Source organism: Streptomyces sp. NPDC016469, from assembly GCF_040632905.1.
Taxonomy (GTDB): Bacteria; Actinomycetota; Actinomycetes; order Streptomycetales; family Streptomycetaceae; genus Streptomyces.
In genome coordinates this window covers 14,268-38,595 of the sequence record NZ_JBEYCQ010000045.1, presented here as the reverse complement: position 1 = coordinate 38,595, position 24,328 = coordinate 14,268, and the positions used below count along the sequence as shown (strand labels likewise).

Genomic DNA, 24,328 nt, shown 5'->3' with positions numbered 1-24,328 from the left:
GGCGGCGCGCCGGGTCAGCGGCGCCTTCACCGCCGCCGTGGTGGACCCCGCGCCCGAGGCCGAGCAGCCCTGGATGGCGACCACGTGGTCGGGGCCCCTCACACGTACGCCGGGGGTACCGGCGGCTCAGCCGGTCCAGCAGCGCCTGACGACGCCGCCGTCGACCTCGAAGTTGATGCGGCCCGCCTGGAACTCCATGGTGATGACCGTGCCCGGCGGCAGGGCCCGTACGGTGGACCAGCCGCGCTCCCGGGCCCGCTGCTCGGCGGTCTCGGCGGAGAGCCCCACATAGGCTCCGGTGGCGTCGTCGGGCTGGGCGGGAGGAGTCGGTATGGGTGCCATACCCCTCACCGTAGGCGCCCGGGCGCGGGGGCGGTAGCGGGGGCCGCGCGCGGGCGCACGGCATCCTCACGTCGCTCACCGGTCACACTTGTGTCACAGGATCCCGACACGTGTTCCCCCTGGCCCCCTTCACCCGAACGTGCGATTCACAACCGGACGCACAGTAATCGCACAGGCCGGTGAACGATCATCGGGACGGGGCCGGAAAGGCGGGAAACCGAGCGCGCTTTCAGCCTCGGGGCGAGGCCGAATTCCCTTCGGGAAAACGTGCCGCAAAGACGGGCTTCGCCAGTAATTCACTCTCCCTTATCGCGCCCTTATCCCCGAGGGCCGACAGGCATACCATCGGACGGGCCCGCCCGGGGCTGCGGGACCGTATAGCGGACAGCCCGGTTCCGCGCATTCCGGCGCACCCCCGCGCCCGCCCCTCCCCACCTCTCCGGGCGGGCGGCTTTCTCCCCCTTTGTCGGCCGATCCCCCACCCTCCCGGCACGCCCGCGCCGGATTCCGTACGGCTTCCCGCGTGACCCCGGCAGCGGCTCGCCCGTTGTCATCTCCGAGCCGGGAACCGCCCGGCGCACGTACCGAGTTCGAGGAGCCACCCGTGCCGCGCATGCTCGACGTAAGCGAGGACGTACGCGCCGAGATCGGCGACGCCGAAGCCGACCGGCTGCTCGTCGGCGACAACGCCCCGGGCAGTTACGACTGCACCTCCTGCCGCACCCCCGGCGACTCCGAGCAGGAGCGCACCAGCACGGTGCTGTTCGTCGGCGACGAGACCGCCGTGCTCGCCTTCGCGCACGCCAGCTGCATCCCGTCGCAGGTGGTCCAGGTCGCCGAGGAGCAGCTTCAGGGCGCCGTCCGCAGCATCACCGCCGGCGACCGGGGCGAGCCGGAGCGGATCGTTCCCGAGCAGGCCGTCCTCGGCATCACCAGCGGCCTCGTCCTGATCGACGACGAACTCCACCCGGCCCTGGTCGTCGAGCCGACCGGCGCCATCGCCCGCCCCGGGACGGACGGCCGGGACGGCGACCAGTTCCTCCAGCTCCTCCGGGAACAGGGGTTCCAGCCGGTCCCCCGCATGGAGCAGGTGCCGGAGGTGCTGCACGGCTGGTCGATCCTGCTCGCCATGGGCCAGCTGCACGCCGTGCTCCAGCCGGGTACGGGGGGCGGCACCCCGGTCGCCTGGTGGCAGGCGCACGCACCGCTCCAGGTCACCGAGGGCTGGCGGACCGCCGCCAACAAGTCCCAGACCGTGCTGGTCTACGCCGCCCCGGCGGGCTCCATCGGCCAGCAGCCCCGCGAGGACCTGCTGCGCGACGCGCTGGAGAAGGCGTCGGCCGCCGGGCTGCTGGTCGCCGCCGCCATGCCGCTGGCCGGGACCTGACCGTGACCGCGCATCCGGAGCGCCGGCGGCGAACAGTTGTCTGTCCGACGGGTGTTTCCGCGGCGGGCCCGCATCCGACGGCCGACGAGGTCGTTGGCACCTACGTGCACTCATACGACCCCTCCCACCAGCGTCCGAGCCCGATCCCTGCCATGCGTCCCTCGCAGGACCCCTCGGGCGGCCCGTCCCACACCCCGATCTACGACGCGCTGTACTCCGAGTACCGCCGCTCGTTCCGGGCGTTGCCGGGGGACAGGACCGGCGAGGAGAGTCTGGGCCTCCAGGCGCTCGGCCTCGGCCTCTTCGGCTCGCGCGCCCCGCTGCGCGGCCACTCGGGCCACTCCTCGCCCGGCGGTACGGCGGCGGGCGACCGCTCCGGCACGGGCAGCCGCGCCGGGAGCCTCGGCGGCTGGCAGCGGGTGGGCCGCCATGCGGGGCGCACCCGGCCCGCGGCGCTGCCGCCCGGCTCACGGGACGCCTGACCTCCCGTACGCAGCAGCCCCGGACCGCTCGGTTGCCGAGCGGTCCGGGGCTGCTGCGTACGGTTTCGTACGCCTTGTACGGGGACTACTTCTTGCGGCCCCGCTTCTCGCGGACCCGGACCGAGATGTGGATCGGGGTGCCCTCGAAGCCGAACTCCTCGCGCAGTCGGCGCTCCACGAAGCGCCGGTAGCCGTGCTCCAGGAAGCCGGAGGCGAAGAGGACGAAGCGCGGCGGCTTGGTGCCCGCCTGGGTGCCGAACAGGATGCGGGGCTGCTTGCCGCCCCGGACCGGGTGCGGGTGGGCGGCGACGATCTCGCCCAGGAAGGCGTTGAGGCGGCCGGTCGGAACGCGGGTCTCCCAGCCCTCGATCGCGGTCTCGATCGCCGGGACCAGCTTCTCCATGTGGCGGCCGGTGCGGGCCGAGACGTTGACCCGGGGGGCCCACGCGACCTGCGCGAGCTCCGTCTCGATCTCGCGCTCCAGGTAGTAGCGGCGCTCCTCGTCCAGCGTGTCCCACTTGTTGAAGGCGAGCACGACGGCGCGGCCCGCCTCCACGGCCATGGTCACGATGCGCTGGTCCTGGACGCTGATCGACTCGCTGGAGTCGATCAGGATGACCGCGACCTCGGCCTTCTCCAGGGCGGCGGCGGTGCGCAGCGAGGCGTAGTAGTCCGCGCCCTCCTGGAGGTGGACGCGGCGGCGGATGCCGGCCGTGTCGATGAACTTCCAGGTGACGCCGCCCAGCTCGATGAGCTCGTCCACCGGGTCACGGGTGGTGCCCGCCAGCTCGTTGACGACGACGCGGTCCTCGTTGGCCACCTTGTTCAGCAGCGAGGACTTGCCGACGTTCGGGCGGCCGATGAGCGCGATGCGGCGCGGTCCGCCGACTGCCGTGCCGAAGGACTGCGGCGGGGCCTCGGGCAGGGCCTCCAGGACGGCGTCGAGCATGTCGCCGGTGCCGCGGCCGTGCAGCGAGGAGACCGGGTGCGGTTCGCCGAGACCGAGCGACCAGAGGGCGCTGGCGTCCGCCTCGCCGCTCTGCCCGTCCACCTTGTTGGCGCAGAGCACCACGGGCTTGCCGGCCCGGCGCAGCAGCTTGACGACGGCCTCGTCGGTGTCGGTGGCGCCGACGGTGGAGTCCACGACAAAGACGACCGCGTCGGCGGTCTCGATCGCGTACTCCGCCTGGGCGGCGACGGAGGCGTCCAGGCCGAGGACATCCTGCTCCCAGCCGCCGGTGTCCACGACCTTGAAGCGGCGCCCGGCCCACTCCGCCTCGTAGGTGACGCGGTCGCGGGTCACGCCCGGCTTGTCCTGGACGACGGCCTCGCGGCGGCCGATGATCCGGTTCACCAGGGTCGACTTGCCGACGTTGGGCCGGCCGACGACGGCGAGGACGGGCAGCGGTCCGTGACCGGCCTCGTCCAGCGCGCCCTCGACCTCCTCGGGGTCGAACCCTTCCTGCGCGGCGAGCTCCATGAACTCCGCGTACTCGGCATCGCCAAGCTCTCCGTGCTCGTGGTCCGAGCCGCCGGAGTGAATCTGGTCGTTCATGAAGTCCGTTCCTCTTTGCATCATCATCGATGGACCACGCAGCGCGCGGTCCACTACTCAAGTCTTACCCGGTGCGCCCGGTGAGGCGCCCGGCGTGCTCCAGGTGGCCGGTGAGCCGGGCCCGGATGCGCAGCGTGGCCTCGTCCAGCGCCTTGCGCGTACGCCTGCCGCCCTTCTCACCGGCTTCGAAGGGCTCTCCGAAGACGACGTCCACGCGGCTGCGCAGCGGCGGCAGTGCCGATATCAACCGTCCGCGGCGCTCGGTGCTTCCCAGGACGGCCACGGGGACGATCGGCGCCCCGCTGCGCACGGCGAAGTACGCGAGCCCGGCACGCAGCGAGGCGAAGTCTCCGTCGCCCCTGGTGCCCTCGGGGAAGATCCCGAGCACCCCGCCGTCCTCCAGCACGCCGAGCGCGCGGGTGATGGCGGTGCGGTCGGCGGTCGTACGGTCCACCTCCAGCTGCCCGATTCCGCGCAGGAACGGGTCCAGGGGGCCGACGAACGCCTCTTTCTTGATCAGGAAGTGGACGGGCCGGGGCGCGGTGCCCATCAGCATCGGCCCGTCGATGTTGTGCGAATGGTTCACCGCGAGTATGACGGGTCCGGAGGCGGGGACCCGCCAGGCGCCGAGGACACGGGGCCTGAAGAGCCCGTACATCAGCCCGATCCCGATGCCGCGCCCGACCGCCGCACCACGCGGCGAGGGCGCGCTCGTGGCGTCGGTCACTTCGCGGCCCGCTTCTCCCCGACGAGGGTGACGACGCACTCGATGACCTGCTGGAGCGTCAGCTCGGTGGTGTCCACCTCGACCGCGTCGGCCGCCTTGGCGAGCGGGGAGGTCTTGCGGCCGGAGTCCGCGGCGTCCCGCTTGATCAGCGCCTCCTTGGTGGCGGCGAGATCGGAGCCCTTGACCTCGCCGCTGCGGCGGGCGGCGCGGGCCTCCGGCGACGCGGTGAGGAAGATCTTGATGTCGGCGTCGGGCAGCACGGTGGTGCCGATGTCGCGGCCCTCGACCACGATGCCCTTGTCGGCCTCGGCGGCGATGGTGCGCTGGAGCTCGGTGATCAGGGCGCGCACCTCGGGGACGGCGCTGACGGCGCTGACCTTGGAGGTGACCTCCTGGGTGCGGATCGGGCCGGAGGCGTCCTCGCCGTCGACGGTGATCGTCGGGGCGGCCGGGTCGGTGCCGGAGACGATGACCGGCTTGGCGGCGGCGGTCGCGACCTGCGCGGCGTCCTGCACGTCGATGCCGTTGTTCAGCATCCACCAGGTGATGGCGCGGTACTGGGCGCCGGTGTCCAGGTAGCTGAGGCCGAGCTGGGCGGCGACGGCCTTGGAGGTGCTGGACTTGCCGGTTCCGGAGGGGCCGTCGATGGCGACGATCACCGCGGCCGGGGCGGTCCGGACGGCGGCGCTTACGGTTTCCACGGTGGTGGACACCTTCCTGGTGCTCGGGGCGGGCTGGACGGGACGCGTGAACCCGCCCCGCACAAGGTTACCGAGTGCGGGGACGGGTCCGGTCACCCCTGTGGACACGTGTGCGACCGGCCATGGTCGCACGGCTCCTACTGCCGGATCGACCAGCCCCGCTCGCGAAGGGCGGCGGCGAGGACCGGGGCGGCGCTGGGTTCGACCATGAGCTGGACGAGACCGGCCTGCTGGCCGCTGGCGTGCTCGATGCGCACGTCCTCGATGTTGACCCCGGACCGGCCCGCGTCGGCGAAGATGCCGGCCAGCTCGCCGGGCCGGTCGCTGATCAGGACGGCGACCGTCTCGTACGAGGCCGGGGCGGCGCCGTGCTTGCCGGGCACCCGGACGCGGCCCGCGTTGCCCCGGCTCAGGACGGAGCGGATGCCCTCGGTGCCCGCGCGCCGCTTCTCCTCGTCGGCGGACTGGAGCCCGCGCAGCGCGGTGACCGTCTCCTCCAGGTCGGCGGCGACGCCCGCGAGGACGTCGGCGACGGGACCGGGGTTGGCGGACAGGATCTCGACCCACATGCGCGGGTCGGAGGCCGCGATCCGGGTCACGTCCCTGATCCCCTGCCCGCACAGCCGTACCGCGCTCTCGTCGGCGTCCTCCAGCCGCGCCGCGACCATGGAGGAGATCAGCTGCGGGGTGTGCGAGACGAGCGCGACGGCCCGGTCGTGGGCGTCGGCGTCCATGACGACCGGAACGGCCCGGCACAGCGCGACCAGCTCCAGGGCGAGGTTCAGCACCTCGGTGTCGGTGTCCCGGGTCGGGGTGAGCACCCACGGCCGCCCCTCGAAGAGGTCGGCGGTCGCGGCGAGCGGCCCGGACCGTTCCTTGCCGGCCATGGGGTGCGTGCCGATGTACGGGGTGAGGTCGGCTCCCAGCGCCTCCAGCTCGCGGCGCGGGCCGCCCTTCACGCTGGCGACGTCGAGGTAGCCCCGGGCGACCCCGTCGCGCATGGCGGCGGCGAGCACGGTCGCGGTGTGGGCGGGCGGCACGGCGACGACCGCCAGGTCGACGCGGCCCTCGGGCGGCCCGTCCGTACCGGCGCCGAGCGCGGCGGCGGTCCTGGCGGACTCGGGGTCGTGGTCGACCAGGTGGACGGTGACGCCCCGGCCCGCGAGGGCGAGCGCCGCGGAGGTCCCGACGAGGCCGGTACCGATGACGACGGCGGTTCTCACTGGGCGATGTCCTTGCGCAGGGCGGCGGTGGCGCCGAGGTAGACGTGGTTGATCTCGGCCTTGGACAGATAGGTCTCGACGTGCGCCAGGATGCGGACCACCCGGGGCATGGCCCCGTCGATGTCCAGCTCCTGGGCGCAGATCAGCGGCACGTCGACGATCCCGATGGAGCGCGCGGCGGCGGCAGGGAAGTCGCTGTGCAGGTCGGTCGTGGCCGTGAACCAGATGCTGATGAGGTCGTCCGCGACGAGTTCGTTGCGTTCCAGCACCGCGGTCAGCAGGGCGCCGACCTGCTCGCGCATGTGCCCGGTCTCGTCCCGGTCCAGCTGGACGGCGCCCCGGACCGCTCGTACCGCCACGTCGTGCTCCTTGCTTGTCCGTACCGCTTCGTACCTGTGAGTGTCGTGCAGCAGCCTCAGCGTAGAGGGACGGCGGGGTCCCGTGCCCGCCCGCCCTTTTTATGAGACGCGCCCGCGCCCGTCCCTCGCGTACCCTCCCGGCATGATCACGCCGACCGACGAGGACCTGGTACGCCACCACACGGTGTACTCCTGTGTGATGGGGTCGCGCGCCTTCGGTCTCGCCACCGAGACCAGCGACACCGACCGGCGGGGCGTGTTCCTGGCACCGACCCCGCTGTTCTGGCGCTTCGAGAAGCCGCCCACGCACGTCGAGGGCCCGGCGGACGAGCAGTTCTCCTGGGAGCTGGAACGCTTCTGCGAGCTGGCCCTGCGCGCCAACCCGAACGTGCTGGAGTGCCTGCACTCGCCACTCGTGGACCACGTGGACGCCACCGGCCGGGAACTGCTCGCCCTGCGCGGCGCCTTCCTCTCCCGCCGGGCGCACGACTCGTTCGTACGCTATGCCCTGGCCCAGCGCCGCAAGCTGGAGGCGGACGTCCGCCAACACGGCGCCCCGCGCTGGAAGCACGCGATGCACCTGCTGCGCCTGCTGGCCGGCTGCCGGGACCTGCTGCGCACCGGCGAACTGACGATCGAGGTGGGCGAGGCCCGCGAAGCCCTCCTCGCGGTCAGGCGCGGCGAGGTCCCCTGGCCGGAGGTCGAACGCCGGATGACCCGCCTCGCCACCGAGAACGACGAGGCGGCGGGCACCTCCCCCCTGCCGGCCGAGCCGGACCGGGCACGCGTCGAGGACTTCCTCGTCCGCACGCGCCGGGCGTCGGCGGTGGCCGCCTGACGGCGGCGGCTCAGGCGTCCCAGAGCGCCCCGAGCTCCAGCAGCTCGTCCCGGTATTCGATGCGCTCCACCCATGCGGCCGGCCAGGCGCCCGGCCCCAGGTGGGCGCCGGCCAGGGCGCCGGTCAGGCAGGCGATGGAGTCCGAGTCGCCTCGGGTGCAGGCGGCGCGGCGCAGGGCGGTGACGGGTTCGTCCGGGAAGAGCAGGAAGCAGTGCAGGGCGGTGGCGAGGGCGTGCTCGGCGATCCAGCCGTCCCCGGTCCGCTCGCAGGGGTCGGTCTCCGGCGAGGGGGCGCGCAGGGCGTCCTGGACGGTCGCCAGCGCGGCCAGGCACTCGTCCCAGCCCCTGCTGATGAACGCCTCGGGCGAGGCGTCGTGCGTGTGGCGCCAGAGGTCGCCGAGCCAGCGGCCGAGGTAGCGCTCACGGTTCTCGTAGGCGTACGAGCGGAGTTGGCCGATCAGGCCGAGCGGTTCGGCGCCCCGGGCGAGCAGGTACACCGCGCGGGCCGTCAGGTCGGAGGCGGCCAGCGCCGTCGGGTGGCCGTGGGTCAGGGCCGACTGGAGCTGGGCGGCGCCGGAGCGCTGCTCCTCGCTGAGGCCGGGCGCGAGTCCGATGGGCGCGACGCGCATGTTGGCGCCGCAGCCCTTGGAGCCGGTCCGGCTCGCCTCCTGCCAGGCGCGGTCGCTGTCGAGCAGGTGGCAGGCCTCCAGGCAGGTGCGGCCGGGCGCGCGGTTGTTGTCGGGCGAGTGGTACCAGTCGACGTACTCCTCGCGCACCGGGCGGGCCAGCCGCAGCCCGGTGAGCAGGCCCCGGTCCATGGCGGTGCGCAGGCCCCGGCCCAGGGCCAGGGTCATCTGGGTGTCGTCGGTGACGAAGGCCGGCTTCGGCAGCTCCATCTCCCGCCAGGGCCCGCACTTGGCGAGGATCGACGGCACGTCGTTGAACTCGGTGGGGAACCCCAGCGCGTCACCGAGCGCGAGCCCAACCAGCGCTCCGGTCGCGGCCCTCTTCGTACGGGTGGTCGTCATGCCGGCCGTCCTTCCGGTCGCAGCAGCGGGGGGTGCAGTGCGGTGGCGTCGCCCGCGCGGTAGAGGGCGGCCGGTTTGCCGCGGCCGCCGGTGCGGCGCGGGGCCCCCTCCGCGGGCTTGACGAAGCCCGGAGTGGCGAGGACCTTGCGGCGGAAGTTGGGGCGGTCGAGTTCGACGCCCCAGACCGTCTCGTAGACCTGTTGCAGCTCGCCCAGGGTGAAGTGCGGCGGGCAGAACGCGGTGGCCAGGCAGGTGTACTCCAGCTTGGCGCCGACGCGGTCGCGCGCGTCCGCGAGGATGCGGTCGTGGTCGAAGGCGAGCGGGCCCGTCCGGGCCGCGTCCCACCAGCGCGCGCCCGCCGCGTCGCCGCCGCCACGCGGCTCGGGCAGGTCCGGGACGAGGGCGGTGTGGGCGACGGAGACGACGCGCATCCGGGGGTCGCGGTCCGGGTCGCTGTAGGTGCGCAGCTGCTCCAGGTGGAGGCCGGAGACGGTGTCGTCGCTCAGCCCGGTCTCCTCGGCCAGCTCGCGGCGGGCGGCGGCCCCGGCGGACTCCCGGGGCAGCAGGAAGCCGCCGGGGAGCGCCCAGTGGCCCTTGTACGGTTCCGCGCCGCGCTCGACCAGCAGGACGTGCAGCCGGGACTCGCGGACCGTGAAGACCGCCAGGTCCACGGTGACCGCGAACGGCTCGAAGGCGCTCGGGTCGTAGCCTTCGGGGGCGGCGGCGCTCATCGGCGCTCCGGGAGGGGCGCGGCGAAGTCCCAGCCCTCGGCGAGCAGCGCGTCGACGGCCTCGACCGCGCGGGCGAGGCGCGCCTCGGGGCTGCCGGTCACCTCGATGAAGGTCCGGCCGGTGCGGGTGAGCTCGGCCCGGAACCGGTCGGTCATCCAGGGCCGCAGCTCCTCACCGTCGCGCAGCCCGTCATCCTCGAAGGCGACGCCCTCGTGGTCCGTGAGCAGCCACAGGTGGTGGCGGGTCCGGTCCGCGACGCGCTCGACGAGGGGGTTGCGCCCGCCCACGTACCGCTCGTGCCAGACGGTCGTCGCGAAGGAGTCCGTGTCGCAGAAGAGCACCGGGGAGCCGGTGCGGGCGATCTCCTCCTCCCGGGCGTTCTGGACCTCGGCGATGTGCGGGAAGTCGTGGGTGGAGAGGGTGACGTCCTCCCACTGGGCCCGGGGCCACCGCTCGCGCAGCTCGGCCAGCTTCCGCTCGCTGAACTCGCGTCCGTACTCGGCGACGTACCCCGTGTGCGCCCAGACCCCGCCGCGCTGCCGGTAGTGGGCGGCGAGCGCCCGGGCCAGCGTGGTGGTGCCGGTGGACTCCGCGCCGAGGACGACGACACGGCGGGCGAGCGCGGCCCGCACCGGCGCTTCGAGGAAGCCCCAGCAGCCGGCCGGATCCGCGCGGACGGCGGTGCCGGAGACGGGGTGGGCGGTGCGGTCGGGGTCGACGCAGACGGACTCGGCGCCGAAGCGGCGGGCCAGTTCGTCCCCGTACGACTCCGAGGTGAAGACGGCGTCCACCCGCTCGGGCACCGCGGCGGTGAAGACGGCCATGTGGGCGTCCCAGATCGCCGGGTCGTGCAGGTCCATGCGCGTGTCGTCCATGGCGCCGACCACGGTCGCGTCGGGGTGCGCCCGGCGCATCCAGTCGACCCGGTCGGCGAGCGGTACGGACTCCACCGACGCGGCGCAGACCAGGACGGTGAGCCGTTCGCAGCGAGCGGCGGCGGTGCGGACGAGGTGGTGGTGGCCGGCGTGCGGCGGGTAGAACTTGCCGAGCACCAGTCCGTGCGGGTAGCGCTTCATGCCAGGGCCTTCGCGGGGTCGGCTGCGGTCAGGTCGCGGCGCCAGTTGCGCAGGCCGATCAGGCACAGCGTCAGGAAGCCGACGTACAGCAGCGAGGTCAGGTACAGCTCCTTGTACGCGTACAGCGGGATGTACACGATGTCGGCGGCGATCCACAGCCACCAGGACTCGACCAGCTTGCGGCACTGCCCGTAGGTCGCCGCGAGCGAGAGCGCGGTCGTGAGGGCGTCCCAGAACGGCACGGTCGAGTCGGTCGCCCGGTCGAGCAGGACGGTCAGCGCCACGGTCCCCACCGCCCCCGCCGCCGGCAGCCCGGTCCACTCGGTGCGCGTGGTGCGGCGCACCGGCAGCCCGTCGGTCCCTGGTCCACCCCCGTGGGTCCAGGTCCACCAGCCGTACGCGGCGAGGGCGATGAAGACGATCTGGAGTCCGGCGTCGGCGTACAGGCCGGACTGGGTGAACAGCAGGATGAAGAAGAGGTTGTTGGCGATGCCGATCGGCCAGTTGGCGAGGTGCTGGCGGGCCACGAGCCAGACGCACAGCGCGCCGCTGCCGAAGCCCAGCACCTCGGTCCAGCTGACCGGGGTGTCCAGGACCGTCACCAGGGGCTGCTGCAGGGGATCGAGTATGTCCGCGAGACTCACGCCCGCCTCCTTAATGGTCATTGTGACTATAAAGGCTCCGCCGGGCATGCGAAAGGCCCGCGTCCGGTTCCGTTCCAGACATTCCGGGGAACCGGCCGCGGGCCTGGTGCGGGTCGGGGACGGGCTACAGGCCGACCTCGCGCATCAGCATGCCCACCTCGGTGTTGGTGAGCCGGCGCAGCCAGCCCGACTTCTGGTCGCCCAGCGCGATCGGACCGAAGCCCGTGCGCACGAGCCGGTCGACGGGGAAGCCCGCCTCGGCCAGCATGCGGCGCACGATGTGCTTGCGGCCCTCGTGCAGAGTCACCTCGACCAGGTAGTTCTTGCCGGTGTTCTCCACGACGCGGAAGTGGTCGGCGCGGGCGTACCCGTCCTCCAGCTGGATGCCGTCCTTGAGCCGCTTGCCCAGGTCGCGCGGGAGCGGGCCCTGGATGGCCGCCAGGTACGTCTTCTTCACGCCGTACCTGGGGTGGGTGAGACGGTGGGCCAGCTCGCCGTGGTTGGTGAGCATGATGATGCCCTCGGTCTCGGTGTCCAGCCGGCCGACGTGGAAAAGCCGCGTCTCACGGTTGGTGACGTAGTCGCCGAGGCACTGGCGCCCGTCCGGGTCCTCCATGGAGGCGACGACACCGGCCGGCTTGTTCAGCGCGAAGAACAGATAGGACTGGGTGGCGACGGTCAGACCGTCGACCTTGATCTCGTCCTTGTGCACGTCGACGCGCATGCCCTGCTCGACGACGATCTCGCCGTTGACCTCGACCCTGCTCTGGTCGATCAGCTCCTCGCAGGCGCGGCGCGAGCCCATGCCGGCACGGGCCAGGACCTTCTGCAGCCGCTCGCCCTCCTGCTCGGCGCCCGGGTGCGTCTTGGGGGTCTTGATCTCGGGCTTGTTCGCGTACCGGTCGCGGTTGCGCTGCTCGATCTTGGCATCGAGCTCGCGCGGGCGCGCCGGGGCGCCGTACGGACCGCGCCGGGCGCCGCCCTTCGTGCCGCCCTGCGGGCTCTTCGGGCCGCCCTTGGCTCCGCCCCGGGCCGCGGCGCCGCGCCCCTTGCGGGCAGCGCCGTCGGTGCCGGGCTTGTCGGAGCCCACGTCGTAGCGGCGCTCCTCGGGCCTGGGCTTGCGGGGGCGCTCCTCGTTACGGCGGTCTTCGCGCTCCGAGCGGGGGGCCCGCGCGTTCGGGTTGCTGTTCCTGCCGGTGCCGCTGTTGTTCCTGCCGCTCCGGCCCCCGCCGCTGCCGCCGCTCCTGCCGCCGCCGCTACCGCTGTTCCTGCCACTGCTTCGCATCAAAAGTCCGTCTTGTCGTCTGCGTGAGTTTCCGGGGTGTCCGGTGCGTCCGGATCGAACGACGGCACACCCTCTGGCGTCTCGGCCTCGATCGCCTCCGCCTCGGGGAGGAAGGGCGCGAGCTCCGGGAGCTCATCCAGGCCACGCAGGCCCATCCGCTCCAGAAAGTAGTTCGTCGTCCTGTACAGGATCGCACCTGTTTCGGGTTCCGTGCCCGCCTCCTCGACCAGACCCCTCTGGAGCAGGGTCCGCATGACCCCGTCACAGTTCACCCCGCGCACCGCCGAGACCCGCGACCGGCTCACCGGCTGCCGGTACGCGACCACCGCCAGGGTCTCCAGGGCCGCCTGGGTCAGCCGGGCGTGCTGGCCGTCCAGGACGAAGCCCTCCACCGCCGCCGCGTACTCGGGCCGGGTGTAGAACCGCCAGCCGCCCGCGACGAGCCGCAGGTCGAAGCCGCGCCGCTGCGCGGTGTACTCGTCGGCCAGCTCCCGCAGCGCGGCGGCCACCGCCCGCCGGGGGCGTTCCAGCACCTTGGCGAGGTGTTCCTCGGTGGCGGGCTCGTCCACCACCATGAGGACGGCCTCCAGGGCGGGCTTGAGGTCGAGGTCCGCGACCGCGGATCCGACGGGATCCTGCTCACTCATGCGTCTCGTCCTCCGCGGTCTCGGAGGCGTCCGGGGCGTCCGGGGCCTCCTGGTCGAATTCGTCCGTCACGACGGGCTCGGCCCCCGCCTCGCCGGCCCACCGCACCATCAGCTCGCCGAGCGCCACGTCCTGGTCCAGGGCCACGGCCTTCTCCCGGTACAGCTCCAGCAGGGCGAGGAAGCGGGCGACGACAGTGAGGGTGTCCGGTGCGTCCTCGGTCAGCGCCCGGAAGCTGATCTCGCCCGCCTCGCGGACCCGGGCGACCACGATGCCCGCCTGCTCGCGCACGCTGACCAGGGGGGCGTGGATGTGGTCGATGTACACCTGCGGCGGGGGCTTCGGCTGCATCGCCTTCACGGCCAGCCGGGCGAAGCCCTCGGCGCCGATGCTGATGACGACGTCCGGCAGCAGCTCGGCGTGGTGCGGTTCGAGGCCGACGGTACGGGGGAAGCGGCGGCCCTCCGCTTCGAGCCGGCCGCTGAAGATGTCGGCGACCCGCTTGTACGCGCGGTACTGGAGGAGCCGCGCGAAGAGCAGGTCCCTGGCCTCCAGGAGCGCGAGGTCCGCCTCGTCCTCCACCTCGGCGGCGGGGAGCAGCCGGGCGGCCTTCAGGTCGAGAAGCGTCGCGGCGACCACCAGGAACTCGGTCGTCTGGTCCAGGTCCCAGTCGGGGCCCATCGCCCGGATGTGGGCCATGAACTCGTCGGTGACCTTGGACAGGGCGACCTCGGTCACATCCAGCTTGTGCTTGGAGATCAGCTGGAGGAGCAGGTCGAAGGGCCCCTCGAAGTTCGCGAGGCGCACGGTGAACCGGCCGTCGTCGGCGGCCGGGGCCTCTGCGGGCGCCTCGGGGACCGCCTCGGGCGCGGGTGCCTCGGACGCGAGCTCTTCGGCGGGGACCGGCGTCTCCACGGGCACGCCCCCCGCCCCCGGCCCGCGGCCCAGGGGGCGGCGGGCGGTGCGGGCGGGCTCGTCGGGTGTCGGCATGGAGGTCCAGGGTGCGCGGGCGGGCTACGGCGGCGGGCGGCGGCCCGTACGGAAGGGGGCGGGCCGCACGACCGGCGGCGGTCCCTCCGGGCAGGCTACCGGCGCCCCGCCGGTCAGCGGCCGCGCAGCCGTCGTACGAGGATGCTCGCGTCGCCGCGCGATTCCAGGTCCGCCAGGACGACGGCGACCGCCTCGCGCACGATCCGGCCCCGGTCCACGGCGAGACCGTGCTCGCCGCGCAGGACGAGGCGCGCGTGCTCCAGGTCCATCAGCTCCTCGGCGGAGACGTAGACCGTGATCTTCTCGTCGTGGCGCTCGCGCCCGCTGGGCCGCCGGTTCGCACCGCGTCCGCCGCCGCGCCTGCGCTGCTGCTGCACGACGGGCGCCGGGGCGGGTTCGGCGGGCTGCTGCGGGCGGCGGCCGGCCTGGGCGGCGACGGCGACCCGGTCCCCCTCGGCGGACCGGCTGCGCGAGTCGCCCGCGTCGGCGCCGGCCGCCGCGTGCTCCTGGCGCGCGGGCGCGGTGCCGGGGTCCGGGGCGGTCTCCCCCGGTGCGTCGGCCCCGGGTTCGTTCTCACCGGCCGGAGCCGGGATCCGGGCCTCGCCGTTCGCCTTGCGCCTCCGCTCCGCGGGCGACGAGGACTGGAGCCCCATCCCCCCGGTCGTACGGAACAGTTCGTCGGCCCCGGGCAGACTCACTCGGCGTGACACCGGGCGAGCACCTCCCTGGCGAGCTGGCGATAGGCGGCGGCACCGACCGAGTTGGAGGCGTACGTGGTGATGGGCTCACCGGCGACCGTGGTCTCCGGGAAGCGGACCGTGCGCCCGATGACCGTGTGGTAGACGTGGTCGTCGAATGCCTCGACCACCCGCGCCAGGACCTCGCGGCTGTGCACCGTGCGGGAGTCGTACATCGTGGCGAGGATGCCGTCGAGCTCCAGATCCGGGTTGAGCCGCTCCTGGACCTTCTCGATGGTCTCGGTGAGCAACGCCACACCGCGCAGCGCGAAGAACTCGCACTCGAGCGGGACTATCACCTTGTGCGCGGCGGTCAGCGCGTTCACCGTGAGCAGGCCGAGCGAGGGCTGACAGTCGATCACGATGTAGTCGTAGTCGGCCATCAGCGGCTTGAGGGCACGCTGGAGCGTGGACTCGCGGGCCACCTCGCTGACGAGCTGCACCTCGGCGGCGGAGAGGTCGATGTTGCTGGGGAGCAGGTCCATGTTGGGGACCGCGGTCTTCAGCAGGACCTCGTCGGCCGCCATGCCCCGCTCCATGAGCAGGTTGTAGACGGTGAGGTCGAGCTCCATCGGGTTGACCCCGAGGCCGACCGAGAGGGCACCCTGCGGGTCGAAGTCGACCAGCAGGACGCGCCGTCCGTACTCCGCGAGCGCGGCGCCCAGATTGATGGTCGACGTGGTCTTGCCGACGCCGCCCTTCTGGTTGCACATCGCGATGATCTTCGCGGGGCCGTGGTCGGTCAGCGGGCCCGGGATCGGGAAGTAGGGCAGGGGGCGGCCGGTCGGGCCGATCCGCTCGCGGCGCTGCCGGGCGGCGTCCGGCGCGAGCGTGGCCGCGTACTCCGGGTCGGGCTCGTACTCGGCGTCGGGGTCGTAGAAATGCGCCTGGGGCGTCTCGGCGAAGTCGGCGAGGGGGGCGGTGTCCCGGCCACTCTCGTTGCCGGCCATGGCGTTCACGTGTAGGCCGTCCATCATCTGGGGGGCTGTCGTCATGTGCTGGTGGGTGGCGAAGGTGCGGACAGCGACGGAGCCGACAGCCTCCAGCCCGTTCGGGCTCTGGCCCCGTGCAGGCATCCCTGGTTGAACACCCCCGGGAGTAATTGTCGACTCATTCACAAGTCGTCTTACCTCCTTGGACGTGACCAGGAAACTTATCGATAGGTCAGCGTGGCACCATGCCGACGATTGGCGACTCTATGGCGTGTCCCCTGTCCGCAGCAACACAATCCGCCGGACCCGGCCCGTTGTGTCGGCAATCGAACGCCCCGCTGTCAAGGGCGCGCAACCCTCGGTACACACTTTTCCCGGGTGTACGAAACGGTTAAAGGGTTACGTTCGAGACGAGTTGCGCCGGGGCGTGCGCGGCCCCGCACGCGTCCGGCCGGACCTTGACAGCAAGGTCCGGCCGGACGCACGGAGTTGACGAAGGGGTTGACCCCGGTCAGCCGATGAGCGTGTTCAGGTCGACGTGGTCAAGGCCGTGCGCCTCGGCCACCTCGCGGTAAACGACCTGCCCGTCATGGGTGTTGAGGCCCTTGGCGAGCGCGGCGTCGCGGCGCAGCGCCTCCGCCCAGCCCCGGTTCGCGAGCTCCACGATGTAGGGCAGCGTCGCGTTGGTGAGGGCGTACGTCGAGGTGTTGGGCACCGCGCCGGGCATGTTCGCGACGCAGTAGAAGACCGAGTCGTGGACCTGGAAGGTCGGCTCGGCGTGCGTCGTGGGGTGCGAGTCCTCGAAGCAGCCGCCCTGATCAATTGCAATGTCGACAAGTACACTTCCGGGCTTCATCTTGGCGACGAGCTCGTTGGTGACCAGCTTCGGGGCCTTGGCGCCGGGGATCAGCACGGCACCGACGACGAGGTCGGCCTCGACCACGGCCTTCTCCAGCTCGAAGGCGTTGGAGACGACGGTCTGCACCTTGGTGCCGAAGACCTTGTCCGCCTCGCGGAGCTTGTTGATGTCCTTGTCGAGCAGCGTGACGTGGAAGCCGAGGCCCACGGCGATCTGGGTGGCATTCCAGCCGGAGACACCGCCGCCGATGACGACGGCGCGGCCGGCCGCCGTACCGGGGACGCCGCCCGGGAGCACGCCGCGGCCGCCGGCCGAGCGCATCAGGTGGTACGCGCCGACCTGCGGGGCCAGCCGGCCCGCGACCTCGGACATCGGGGCGAGCAGCGGCAGCGCGCGGTTGGCCGTCTCGACGGTCTCGTACGCGATGGCGGTGGTGCCCGACTCCAGGAGCGCGTCGGTGCACTCGCGGGAGGCGGCGAGGTGCAGGTAGGTGAAGAGGGTCTGGCCTTTGCGGAGGCGGTGGTACTCCTCGGCGACCGGCTCCTTGACCTTGAGCAGCAGGTCGGCGGCGGCCCAGACCTCGTCGGCGGTGGGAAGGATCTCCGCACCGGCCGCGACGTACTCCGCGTCCGTGATGGAGGAGCCCGCTCCGGCGTTCCGCTCGACGACGACCTGGTGGCCGTGGCGGACGAGCTCATGCACACCGGCAGGCGTGATCGCCACACGGAACTCGTTGTTCTTCACTTCGCGGGGGATGCCGACCTTCATGTCGATCACGGTCCTTGGCTCAGAGGGTAATCCGGGCACAGCGATGCAAAAAGGGTAGATGCATCACATGTGAAGGCACCGCGAACGGCCGCGGTACAGCCAGTCTAATGAAGGGCTTCCCGCTGTCTAGCCTTGCAAAGCATTATTTTTCCGCGGAAGCACTATTGGTTTCGCAGGCTACAGCCTCCTTGCCCAGCAATCTGTCGGCCGCGCCCCGGTGCAGCCCCGCCGCCGCGGGGTCACCGAGCCGGTCCAGGGTGTCCGCGAGCCGCAGCTCCAGCGCCGCCTGAAGCCGTACGTCCTTGGCCCGCCGCGCCCACTCCACTGCCTCCCGGCAGGTGCGCAGCGACTCCTGCGGCCGGCCCGCGTACTCCTGGACCCGGGCCATCTCACTGAGCGCCCGGGCCTGGGCCGGGAGGTCGCCCAGCCTGCGGTGGCCCGCCGCGGCCGCCCGCCAGTTCCGCAGCGCCTCGCCGTACCGCCCGGCGTAGGTGTGGACGGTGCCGAGCCGCCCGTAGAGGCGCGCCGCCTCGGCCGGCTCGCCCTGGGTGAGGCGCTGGGCGAGCGCCCGTCCGTACCAGTCGGAGGCCCGGTGGTAGTCGCCCAGCTCCGCGTAGGCGCCGCCCACGGACTCCATGGCCCGCCCGGTGGCGTACGGGTCCTTCGCTGCCCGCCCGGCGTCCAGCGCCTCCCGGTAGCGGGCCAGCGCCTCCCGGGTGCGGCCGGTCCCGGCGTCCAGGTCGGCCAGGTTGAGCAGGGCCGCCGCCCGCTCGCGGGGCAGGTCGCGGCGCTCGGCGACGGCCAGCACCAGGCCGTGCAGGGCGTAGAGGTCGGGGGCCGCCGCGTCGGTGCCCTCGTGCGCGGCGAGCGCCCGCACCAGCGCGGCGACCAGCCGGCGGGCGAGCGTGTCGAGCTCCCCGTCCTCGACGGCGATCCGGGCGGCGGCGAGCAGGGCGGGCCGCCGGGCGCGCAGCCAGGCGGCGGCGCTCTCCGGGTCCGGGAAGCGCAGGGTGCGCGGGAGCCCGGCCAGCTTGCGGCGGGACGGCGAGCCCTCGGGGTCCGTGACGGCGCGGCAGGACTGGAGCAGGCGCACGGTGCGCTCCAGCATCCTGGCCCGGGCGAGCTGGATCTCGGCGGGGCGGTCCCGGGCCTCCAGGAGGGCCCGCAGCAGCCCGGCCAGGCAGCCCGGCACCTCGTACTGCGGTTCGCCGGCGTCCTCCCGGCGCAGCAGGCCCAGGCCCACGAAGTCGTCCAGGGTGGTCCGGGCGGCCGAGACGGAGCAGCCCGCCAGCGCGGAGGCGGTGTGGGCGTCGGCGAGGCCGCCGGGGGCGAGGGCGAGCAGGCGCAGTATCCGGGCGGGGGTGGCCGGCAGCGAGTCGTGGACGAGGCGGAAGGCGCGGCTCAGCGGGCGCGTCCCGGCGGCCGGTTCGGGGTCGTCCGGCAGCGCGCGCAGCTGCCGCCCCGCGTCGGCCACCGAGGTGGTCGGGCGGGCGGCGAGCCAGCCGCCGATCAGGACCAGGGCGGCCGGCTGCCCGCCGCACTCCTCGGCCAGGGTCTGGGCGGTCAGCGGGTCGACGGTGATCCGGACCTGGCCGGTGGCGCGGCCGAGGAGCTGGACGGCGGAGCCCGGGTCCAGGCCGCCGATGGTGCAGGGCCGGACGCCGGGGATGCCGGTCAGCGGGCCCTCGGACGTGGCGACGACGAGGCAGTCCGGGTTGTCGGGGAGGAGCGGGTCGACCTGTTCGGCGTCCGCCGCGTCGTCCAGGAGGAGCAGGACCCGGCGGGCGGACAGGGCCTCGCGGACCATTTCGGTCAGCTCGTCGGCTTCGGCGCCGGGCGGCCCGGTCAGGCCGAGCCGGCCGAGGAGGTCGCGGGCGGCGCGCTCCGGGGGGACGGGGGCGCCGCCGGTCTCGGCGAGCCGGACGCGGAGCAGGCCGTCGGGGTAGTCGCCGGTCTCCAGGAGCCGGCGGGCGAGTTCGGCGGCGAGCGCGGTGCGGCCGGAGCCGGGGCGGCCGGCGATCAGCAGGACCCGGGCGCGGGCGCTGCGGCGGCCGGCCATGGTGTCGAGCCCGGCGCGCTCGATGTCGTCGCGGAGTTCCTTCAACTCGCGTTCGCGGCCGAAGAATCGGGCCGGTTCCGGTGCGGGCGGCTCCTCGGTCCCCGCTGCCTCGGCCGGGCCGCTGGTGTCCACCGCCTGATCCGTCACGGGCCACGCTCCACTTCGCTGCACGCGTCGCCCTGCGGGACTCCGGTCAGGGCATTCGCAGCGTAGTTCAGGCGGGTGGCCGGAGAGGGGGGAGCGCGACCCGGGCATCCCCCGATCGGATCAGCATTTTTTACGATCGGGGGATGCACGGGAGTGACCGTACGGGCGGGCTCATCGACCGCCCCGCAAGGTTTCGGACGCTGCGTCAGGCGTCGAAGGGGCGGGCCGGCCAGGGCGCGTCGGCGGGGCGCAGCGCGTCGACGCCGTCACCGGCGAGGGCCGCGGTGAGCGAGAGCACGCCCACGACCAGGCAGCTGTTGTGCAGGTCGCCGGCGAGCACCTTGCGCACGAGGTCCTGGAGCGGCACCCGGGCCAGCTCCATGTCGGCCTCCTCCTCGGCGACCTCGAAGCGCTCGCCCTCCGCCTCGGAGACGTCCCGGGCGAGGAAGATCCGTACGGCCTCGTCGGAGCCGCCGGGCGAGGTGTAGATGTCGGTGAGCACCCGCCAGTCCTCGGCCTTGACGTGCGCCTCCTCGTACAGCTCGCGCTGTGCGGCGTGCAGCGGGTTCTCGCCGGGCACGTCGAGCAGCCCGGCCGGGATCTCCCACAGCTTGTGGCGGACCGGGTGGCGGTACTGGCGCAGGACCAGAACGCGGCCCTCGTCGTCCAGCGCGAGCACGGCGACCGAGCCGGGGTGCACCTGGTAGTCGCGGTGCGCGACCGTACCGTCGGGCATCTCGACGTCGTCGGCGCGGACGCTGGTCTTCTTCCCCCGGAACGGGGTCGCGCTCTCGGTGACCCGCCATTCCTCGGGCGTGTCCTGGAAACCCATCTGCGTCCTCCCACGAAAAACGGTGACCGGGGCCCGCGTCCCTGCTCGGACGCGCGCCCCGGTCAACCGTAACGCCTGCGGAGGTGCCGCCTACTTGCCCTGCTCGCCCCCGGCGGGGGCGCCCGTCTTGCGGGCGACGGCCGCCTTCACCAGGCCGGCGAAGAGCGGGTGCGGGCGGGTCGGCCGGGAGCGCAGCTCCGGGTGCGCCTGGGTGGCGACGAGGTACGGGTGGGCCTCGCGCGGGTACTCGACGTACTCGACCAGCTTGTTGTCCGGGGAGGTGCCCGAGAAGACCAGGCCGGCCTTCTTCTCCAGCTCGGCGCGGTAGGCGTTGTTGACCTCGTAGCGGTGGCGGTGGCGCTCCTCCACGTACGGCTGGTCGTCGTACGCCTCGCGGACCAGCGAACCCTCGGCGAGCTTGGCCGGGTACAGGCCGAGCCGCATGGTGCCGCCCAGGTCACCGGCGCCCTCGACGTACGCGAGTTGCTCCTCCATGGTCGAGATGACGGGGTGCGAGGTCGCGGCGTCGAACTCGGTGGAGTTGGCGTCCGGGATGCCGGCGAGGTTGCGGGCCGCCTCGATCACGATGCACTGGAGGCCGAGGCAGAGGCCGAGCAGCGGCACCTTGTTCTCGCGGGCGTACTGGATCGCGCCGACCTTGCCGACCACGCCGCGCTCACCGAAGCCGCCGGGGATGCAGATCGCGTCGACGCCGGCGAGGGCCTTCTGCGCGCCGGCCGGGGTCTTGCAGTCGTCGGATGCGACCCACTCGACCTTGACCCGGGCCTTGTTGGCGAAGCCGCCGGCCCGGATGGCCTCGGTGACCGAGAGGTAGGCGTCGGGCAGATCGATGTACTTGCCGACCAGGGCGACGGTGACCTCGTGGTCGGGGTTGTGGACGCGGTCCAGCAGGTCGTCCCAGGTGGTCCAGTCGACGTCCCGGAACGGCAGGTCCAGCTTGCGCACCACGTAGGCGTCGAGGCCCTCGGTGTGCAGCACCTTGGGGATGTCGTAGATCGACTTGGCGTCCACGCAGGCGACCACGGCCGCCTCGTCCACGTCGCACATCAGCGAGATCTTGCGCTTGATGGCGGTCGGCACGTCGCGGTCGGCGCGCAGCACGATGGCGTCCGGCTGGATACCGATGTTGCGCAGCGCGGCCACGGAGTGCTGGGTGGGCTTGGTCTTCAGCTCGCCGGAGGGGCCGATGTAGGGCAGCAGCGAGATGTGCACGACGAAGACGTTGTCCCGGCCGACCTCGTGGCGGACCTGGCGGACGGTCTCCAGGAACGGCAGCGACTCGATGTCGCCGACGGTGCCGCCGACCTCGGTGATGACCACGTCGACGTCGTCGGTGGCCATCCGGCGGATGCGGTGCTTGATCTCGTTGGTGATGTGCGGGATGACCTGCACGGTGTCACCGAGGTACTCGCCGCGCCGCTCCTTGGCGATGACCTGCGAGTAGACCTGGCCGGTGGTGACGTTGGCCGAGCCGTCGAGGTCCACGTCGAGGAAGCGCTCGTAGTGGCCGATGTCGAGGTCCGTCTCCGCGCCGTCGTTGGTCACGAAGACCTCGCCGTGCTGGAACGGGTTCATCGTGCCCGGGTCGACGTTCAGGTACGGGTCGAGCTTCTGCATGGTGACCCGGAGACCGCGCGCCTTGAGCAGGGCGCCGAGGCTGGAGGCAGTCAGACCCTTGCCGAGGGAAGAGGCGACACCCCCGGTGACGAAGATGTGCTTGGTCGTCGTGGATGTGGGCTGCATAGCCAAAGGGGGCTCCCGTGGTCGCGATCATGAGGTGCGTACCGGCTTGCCGTCCGGAGATTCCGGAGATGCCGTCGCTGCGGTTCGGGGGCCTCGTCTGCTCTCGCCGACGACCACCGGTCCACGGGCTACCAGGGTATCAGCGCCCGGGGGAGACTGCTTCCGGCCACCGCCCCGCGAGTGCGGCGCTATCCGCATATGCCGCTCGCATCCCACTCGATCGGCGCAGTCCGGCTGTCAAGAGGGTCGCGCGGATCACCCGTGTGCGTCGTATCCTGCTCGGACACTCGCTCGGGCGAGGCCGGAAGTTCGCAGGTCCCCCCACAACAACCCCTTGCGACAACGTCTTGACCCGCAGTAAGCGCCCCACGGGGCGACATGGCCGTTCGACTGGAGATGCACGTGGCCGGGCGCATCGAGGATTACGCACTCATCGGAGACATGCAGACCGCAGCCCTGGTCTGCCGGGACGGCACAGCCGACTGGCTGTGCCTGCCCCGCTTCGATTCACACGCCGTTTTCGCGGGCCTCCTGGGCACCGAGGAACACGGCTTCTGGAGACTGGGACCGGCCCGCCCAGAGGGCGCGGAGCCGCCCTCGGCCGACCGCCGCCGCTACCGCGGGGACTCCCTCATCCTCGAATCGGAATGGGATACGCCGCGCGGCACGGTCAGAGTGACCGACTTCATGCCGCCGCGCGACGGGGCGCCGCAGCTGATCCGGATCGTGGAGGGCGTCAGCGGCCGGGTGCCGATGCGCTCGGAGCTGCGCATGCGGTTCAGCTACGGCCGCGTCACCCCGTGGGTGCACAAGGTGGACTCACGTACGGTCGCCGTCGCGGGCCCGGACTCGGTGTGGCTGGACACCCCCGTCGACACCTACGGCGAGAACCTGACGACGTACTCCGACTTCACCGTCGCCCCCGGCGACCGGATCGCGTTCACGATCAGCTGGCAGCCCTCGCACCACGAGCCGCCCGCGCTCCCGGACCCCGACGGCTCGCTGGAGGCGACCGCGGACTTCTGGCGCGAGTGGGTCGAGCAGTGCACGTACCACGGCCCCTACCGCGAGGCCGTGGTCCGCTCGCTGATCACGCTCAAGGCCCTGACGTACGCGCCGACCGGCGGCATCGTCGCCGCGCCGACCACCTCGCTGCCCGAGGACATCGGCGGCTCCCGGAACTGGGACTACCGCTACACCTGGCTGCGCGACGCCGCGATCACCCTCTCCTCGCTGCTGCGCACCGGCTACCGCGAGGAGGCCCGCGCCTGGCGCGAGTGGCTGCTGCGCGCGGTGGCCGGCGACCCGGAGAACCTGCAGATCATGTACGGGATCGCGGGCGAGCGGGAGCTGGGCGAGGCGGAGCTGGAGTGGCTGCCGGGTTACGAGGGCTCCGCCCCGGTCCGCGTCGGCAACGGCGCCGCCGGCCAGCTCCAGCTGGACGTGTACGGCGAGGTCACCGAGGCGCTGCACCTGGCGCACATGACGGGCCTGGCCCGCAACGACTACGCCACCGGGCTCCAGCTCAAGCTGATCGAGTACCTGGAGAAGCACTGGGGCGAGCCGGACGAGGGCATCTGGGAGGTGCGCGGCCCGCGCCGGCACTTCGTGCACTCCAAGGTGATGGCCTGGGTCGCGGTCGACCGGACCATCAAGCTCATCGAGTCCGGCGACGCGGAGGGCCCGCTGGAGCGGCTGCACGATCTGCGCGACGAAATCCACCGGGACGTCTGCGAGCGGGGTTACGACCCCGAGCGCAACACCTTCACCCAGTCGTACGGGTCGAAGGAGCTGGACGCCTCGCTGCTGCTGATCCCGCAGATGGGCTTCCTGCCCCCTGACGACAAGCGGGTCATCGGCACCATCGAGGCGATCCAGCGGGAGCTGTCCACGGAGGACGGCTTCGTCCTGCGCTACCCGACCGCCGGCGACGACGCGGGCGTGGACGGCCTGGAGGGCGACGAGGGCGCGTTCCTGGCCTGTTCGTTCTGGCTGGCGGACGACCTCGCGATGATCGGCCGGGTGGACGAGGCGCGCCGGCTGTTCGAGCGGCTGCTGTCCCTCCGCAACGACCTGGGCCTGCTGGCCGAGGAGTGGGACGCCCGGCTCCAGCGCCAGGTGGGCAACTTCCCGCAGGCGTTCAGCCACGTCCCGCTGATCGACACGGCCCTGCGCCTGACGGCGAGCGGGGCGTACGTGGGCTGACGGACGCGGTCCG

23 protein-coding genes are annotated in these 24,328 nt (G+C 72.7%); 4 read left to right on the top strand and 19 right to left on the bottom strand.

What is annotated here, in order from left to right:
* Positions 1 to 126 precede the first annotated feature (126 nt).
* Entirely contained in the window at positions 127 to 342 is a 216-nt protein-coding gene (locus ABZ565_RS32805) for an I78 family peptidase inhibitor (RefSeq protein WP_361035143.1), read from the bottom strand.
* Positions 343 to 946: 604 nt separating this feature from the next.
* Between ABZ565_RS32805 and ABZ565_RS32800 the strand changes: the two genes are divergently transcribed.
* The gene (locus ABZ565_RS32800) at positions 947 to 1,729 is read left to right on the top strand and encodes a hypothetical protein (RefSeq protein ID WP_361035140.1); all 783 of its coding nucleotides are present in this window, start codon (positions 947 to 949) and stop codon (positions 1,727 to 1,729) included.
* A 152-nt stretch (positions 1,730 to 1,881) separates the two neighbouring features.
* A complete protein-coding gene (locus ABZ565_RS32795) occupies positions 1,882 to 2,211 on the top strand; it encodes a hypothetical protein (protein WP_361035137.1) in 330 nt (109 codons plus the stop codon).
* A gap of 85 nt (positions 2,212 to 2,296) precedes the next feature.
* Here ABZ565_RS32795 and der read toward each other — a convergent pair whose 3' ends face one another.
* The 5 genes from der to aroH all read right to left on the bottom strand — a co-directional run bounded on the left by der (position 2,297) and on the right by aroH (position 6,776).
* Positions 2,297 to 3,766 carry a ribosome biogenesis GTPase Der gene (gene der / locus ABZ565_RS32790; protein WP_361035135.1) on the bottom strand — a complete coding sequence of 490 codons (1,470 nt, stop codon included), beginning with the start codon at positions 3,764 to 3,766 and terminating at the stop codon, positions 2,297 to 2,299.
* 64 nt (positions 3,767 to 3,830) lie between these two features.
* Positions 3,831 to 4,493, bottom strand: coding sequence for a lysophospholipid acyltransferase family protein (locus ABZ565_RS32785; RefSeq protein ID WP_361035132.1), 663 nt, complete (start codon positions 4,491 to 4,493; stop codon positions 3,831 to 3,833).
* Positions 4,490 to 5,206 carry a (d)CMP kinase gene (gene cmk, locus ABZ565_RS32780; RefSeq protein WP_361035129.1) on the bottom strand — a complete coding sequence of 239 codons (717 nt, stop codon included), beginning with the start codon at positions 5,204 to 5,206 and terminating at the stop codon, positions 4,490 to 4,492. Before cmk ends, ABZ565_RS32785 begins: the two co-directional genes overlap by 4 nt.
* Before the next feature lie 125 nt (positions 5,207 to 5,331).
* Complete coding sequence (locus ABZ565_RS32775) at positions 5,332 to 6,417, bottom strand: prephenate dehydrogenase (protein WP_361035126.1); 1,086 nt, start codon at positions 6,415 to 6,417, stop codon at positions 5,332 to 5,334.
* Positions 6,414 to 6,776: a chorismate mutase gene (gene aroH / locus ABZ565_RS32770; RefSeq protein ID WP_361035123.1), complete on the bottom strand. Its 363-nt coding sequence runs from the start codon at positions 6,774 to 6,776 to the stop codon at positions 6,414 to 6,416. Before aroH ends, ABZ565_RS32775 begins: the two co-directional genes overlap by 4 nt.
* Positions 6,777 to 6,918: 142 nt before the next feature.
* On the opposite strand from aroH, the gene ABZ565_RS32765 reads away from it, so the two are divergent.
* Complete coding sequence (locus ABZ565_RS32765; RefSeq protein WP_361035120.1) at positions 6,919 to 7,614, top strand: nucleotidyltransferase domain-containing protein; 696 nt, start codon at positions 6,919 to 6,921, stop codon at positions 7,612 to 7,614.
* A 10-nt stretch (positions 7,615 to 7,624) separates the two neighbouring features.
* On the opposite strand, the gene ABZ565_RS32760 is transcribed toward ABZ565_RS32765, so the two are convergent.
* The 13 genes from ABZ565_RS32760 to ABZ565_RS32700 form a co-directional block, all read right to left on the bottom strand.
* Positions 7,625 to 8,641 (bottom strand): ADP-ribosylglycohydrolase family protein, encoded by a 1,017-nt coding sequence (locus ABZ565_RS32760; RefSeq protein ID WP_361035117.1) that lies wholly within the window; start codon positions 8,639 to 8,641, stop codon positions 7,625 to 7,627.
* Positions 8,638 to 9,372 carry an NUDIX domain-containing protein gene (locus tag ABZ565_RS32755; protein ID WP_361035114.1) on the bottom strand — a complete coding sequence of 245 codons (735 nt, stop codon included), beginning with the start codon at positions 9,370 to 9,372 and terminating at the stop codon, positions 8,638 to 8,640. Before ABZ565_RS32755 ends, ABZ565_RS32760 begins: the two co-directional genes overlap by 4 nt.
* On the bottom strand, positions 9,369 to 10,448 hold the full coding sequence (locus tag ABZ565_RS32750) for an AAA family ATPase (protein WP_361035112.1): 1,080 nt from the start codon (positions 10,446 to 10,448) through the stop codon (positions 9,369 to 9,371). Before ABZ565_RS32750 ends, ABZ565_RS32755 begins: the two co-directional genes overlap by 4 nt.
* Positions 10,445 to 11,092: a nicotinamide riboside transporter PnuC gene (pnuC, locus tag ABZ565_RS32745; RefSeq protein ID WP_361035109.1), complete on the bottom strand. Its 648-nt coding sequence runs from the start codon at positions 11,090 to 11,092 to the stop codon at positions 10,445 to 10,447. The genes ABZ565_RS32750 and pnuC overlap by 4 nt, the downstream gene beginning before the upstream one ends.
* 124 nt (positions 11,093 to 11,216) lie before the next feature.
* Positions 11,217 to 12,377 carry a pseudouridine synthase gene (locus ABZ565_RS32740; RefSeq protein WP_361035106.1) on the bottom strand — a complete coding sequence of 387 codons (1,161 nt, stop codon included), beginning with the start codon at positions 12,375 to 12,377 and terminating at the stop codon, positions 11,217 to 11,219.
* Positions 12,377 to 13,024, bottom strand: coding sequence for an SMC-Scp complex subunit ScpB (scpB, locus tag ABZ565_RS32735; RefSeq protein WP_361035103.1), 648 nt, complete (start codon positions 13,022 to 13,024; stop codon positions 12,377 to 12,379). Before scpB ends, ABZ565_RS32740 begins: the two co-directional genes overlap by 1 nt.
* Positions 13,017 to 14,012 (bottom strand): ScpA family protein, encoded by a 996-nt coding sequence (locus tag ABZ565_RS32730; RefSeq protein ID WP_361035100.1) that lies wholly within the window; start codon positions 14,010 to 14,012, stop codon positions 13,017 to 13,019. The genes scpB and ABZ565_RS32730 overlap by 8 nt, the downstream gene beginning before the upstream one ends.
* Before the next feature lie 113 nt (positions 14,013 to 14,125).
* On the bottom strand, positions 14,126 to 14,710 hold the full coding sequence (locus ABZ565_RS32725) for a hypothetical protein (RefSeq protein WP_361035165.1): 585 nt from the start codon (positions 14,708 to 14,710) through the stop codon (positions 14,126 to 14,128).
* Positions 14,707 to 15,825: a ParA family protein gene (locus tag ABZ565_RS32720; RefSeq protein ID WP_361035097.1), complete on the bottom strand. Its 1,119-nt coding sequence runs from the start codon at positions 15,823 to 15,825 to the stop codon at positions 14,707 to 14,709. The genes ABZ565_RS32725 and ABZ565_RS32720 overlap by 4 nt, the downstream gene beginning before the upstream one ends.
* 367 nt (positions 15,826 to 16,192) lie before the next feature.
* Positions 16,193 to 17,308, bottom strand: a complete 1,116-nt coding sequence (gene ald / locus ABZ565_RS32715) for an alanine dehydrogenase (protein WP_361035162.1) — start codon at positions 17,306 to 17,308, stop codon at positions 16,193 to 16,195.
* A gap of 142 nt (positions 17,309 to 17,450) precedes the next feature.
* Complete coding sequence (locus tag ABZ565_RS32710) at positions 17,451 to 19,514, bottom strand: tetratricopeptide repeat protein (RefSeq protein WP_361035094.1); 2,064 nt, start codon at positions 19,512 to 19,514, stop codon at positions 17,451 to 17,453.
* Positions 19,515 to 19,719: 205 nt separating this feature from the next.
* The gene (locus tag ABZ565_RS32705) at positions 19,720 to 20,346 is read right to left on the bottom strand and encodes an NUDIX hydrolase (RefSeq protein WP_361035091.1); all 627 of its coding nucleotides are present in this window, start codon (positions 20,344 to 20,346) and stop codon (positions 19,720 to 19,722) included.
* A 90-nt stretch (positions 20,347 to 20,436) separates the two neighbouring features.
* The gene (locus ABZ565_RS32700; RefSeq protein ID WP_361035088.1) at positions 20,437 to 22,110 is read right to left on the bottom strand and encodes a CTP synthase; all 1,674 of its coding nucleotides are present in this window, start codon (positions 22,108 to 22,110) and stop codon (positions 20,437 to 20,439) included.
* Between the two features lie 402 nt (positions 22,111 to 22,512).
* Here ABZ565_RS32700 and ABZ565_RS32695 point away from each other — a divergent pair, with 402 nt between their 5' ends.
* Positions 22,513 to 24,315: a glycoside hydrolase family 15 protein gene (locus ABZ565_RS32695; RefSeq protein ID WP_361035158.1), complete on the top strand. Its 1,803-nt coding sequence runs from the start codon at positions 22,513 to 22,515 to the stop codon at positions 24,313 to 24,315.
* Positions 24,316 to 24,328: the final 13 nt, after the last annotated feature.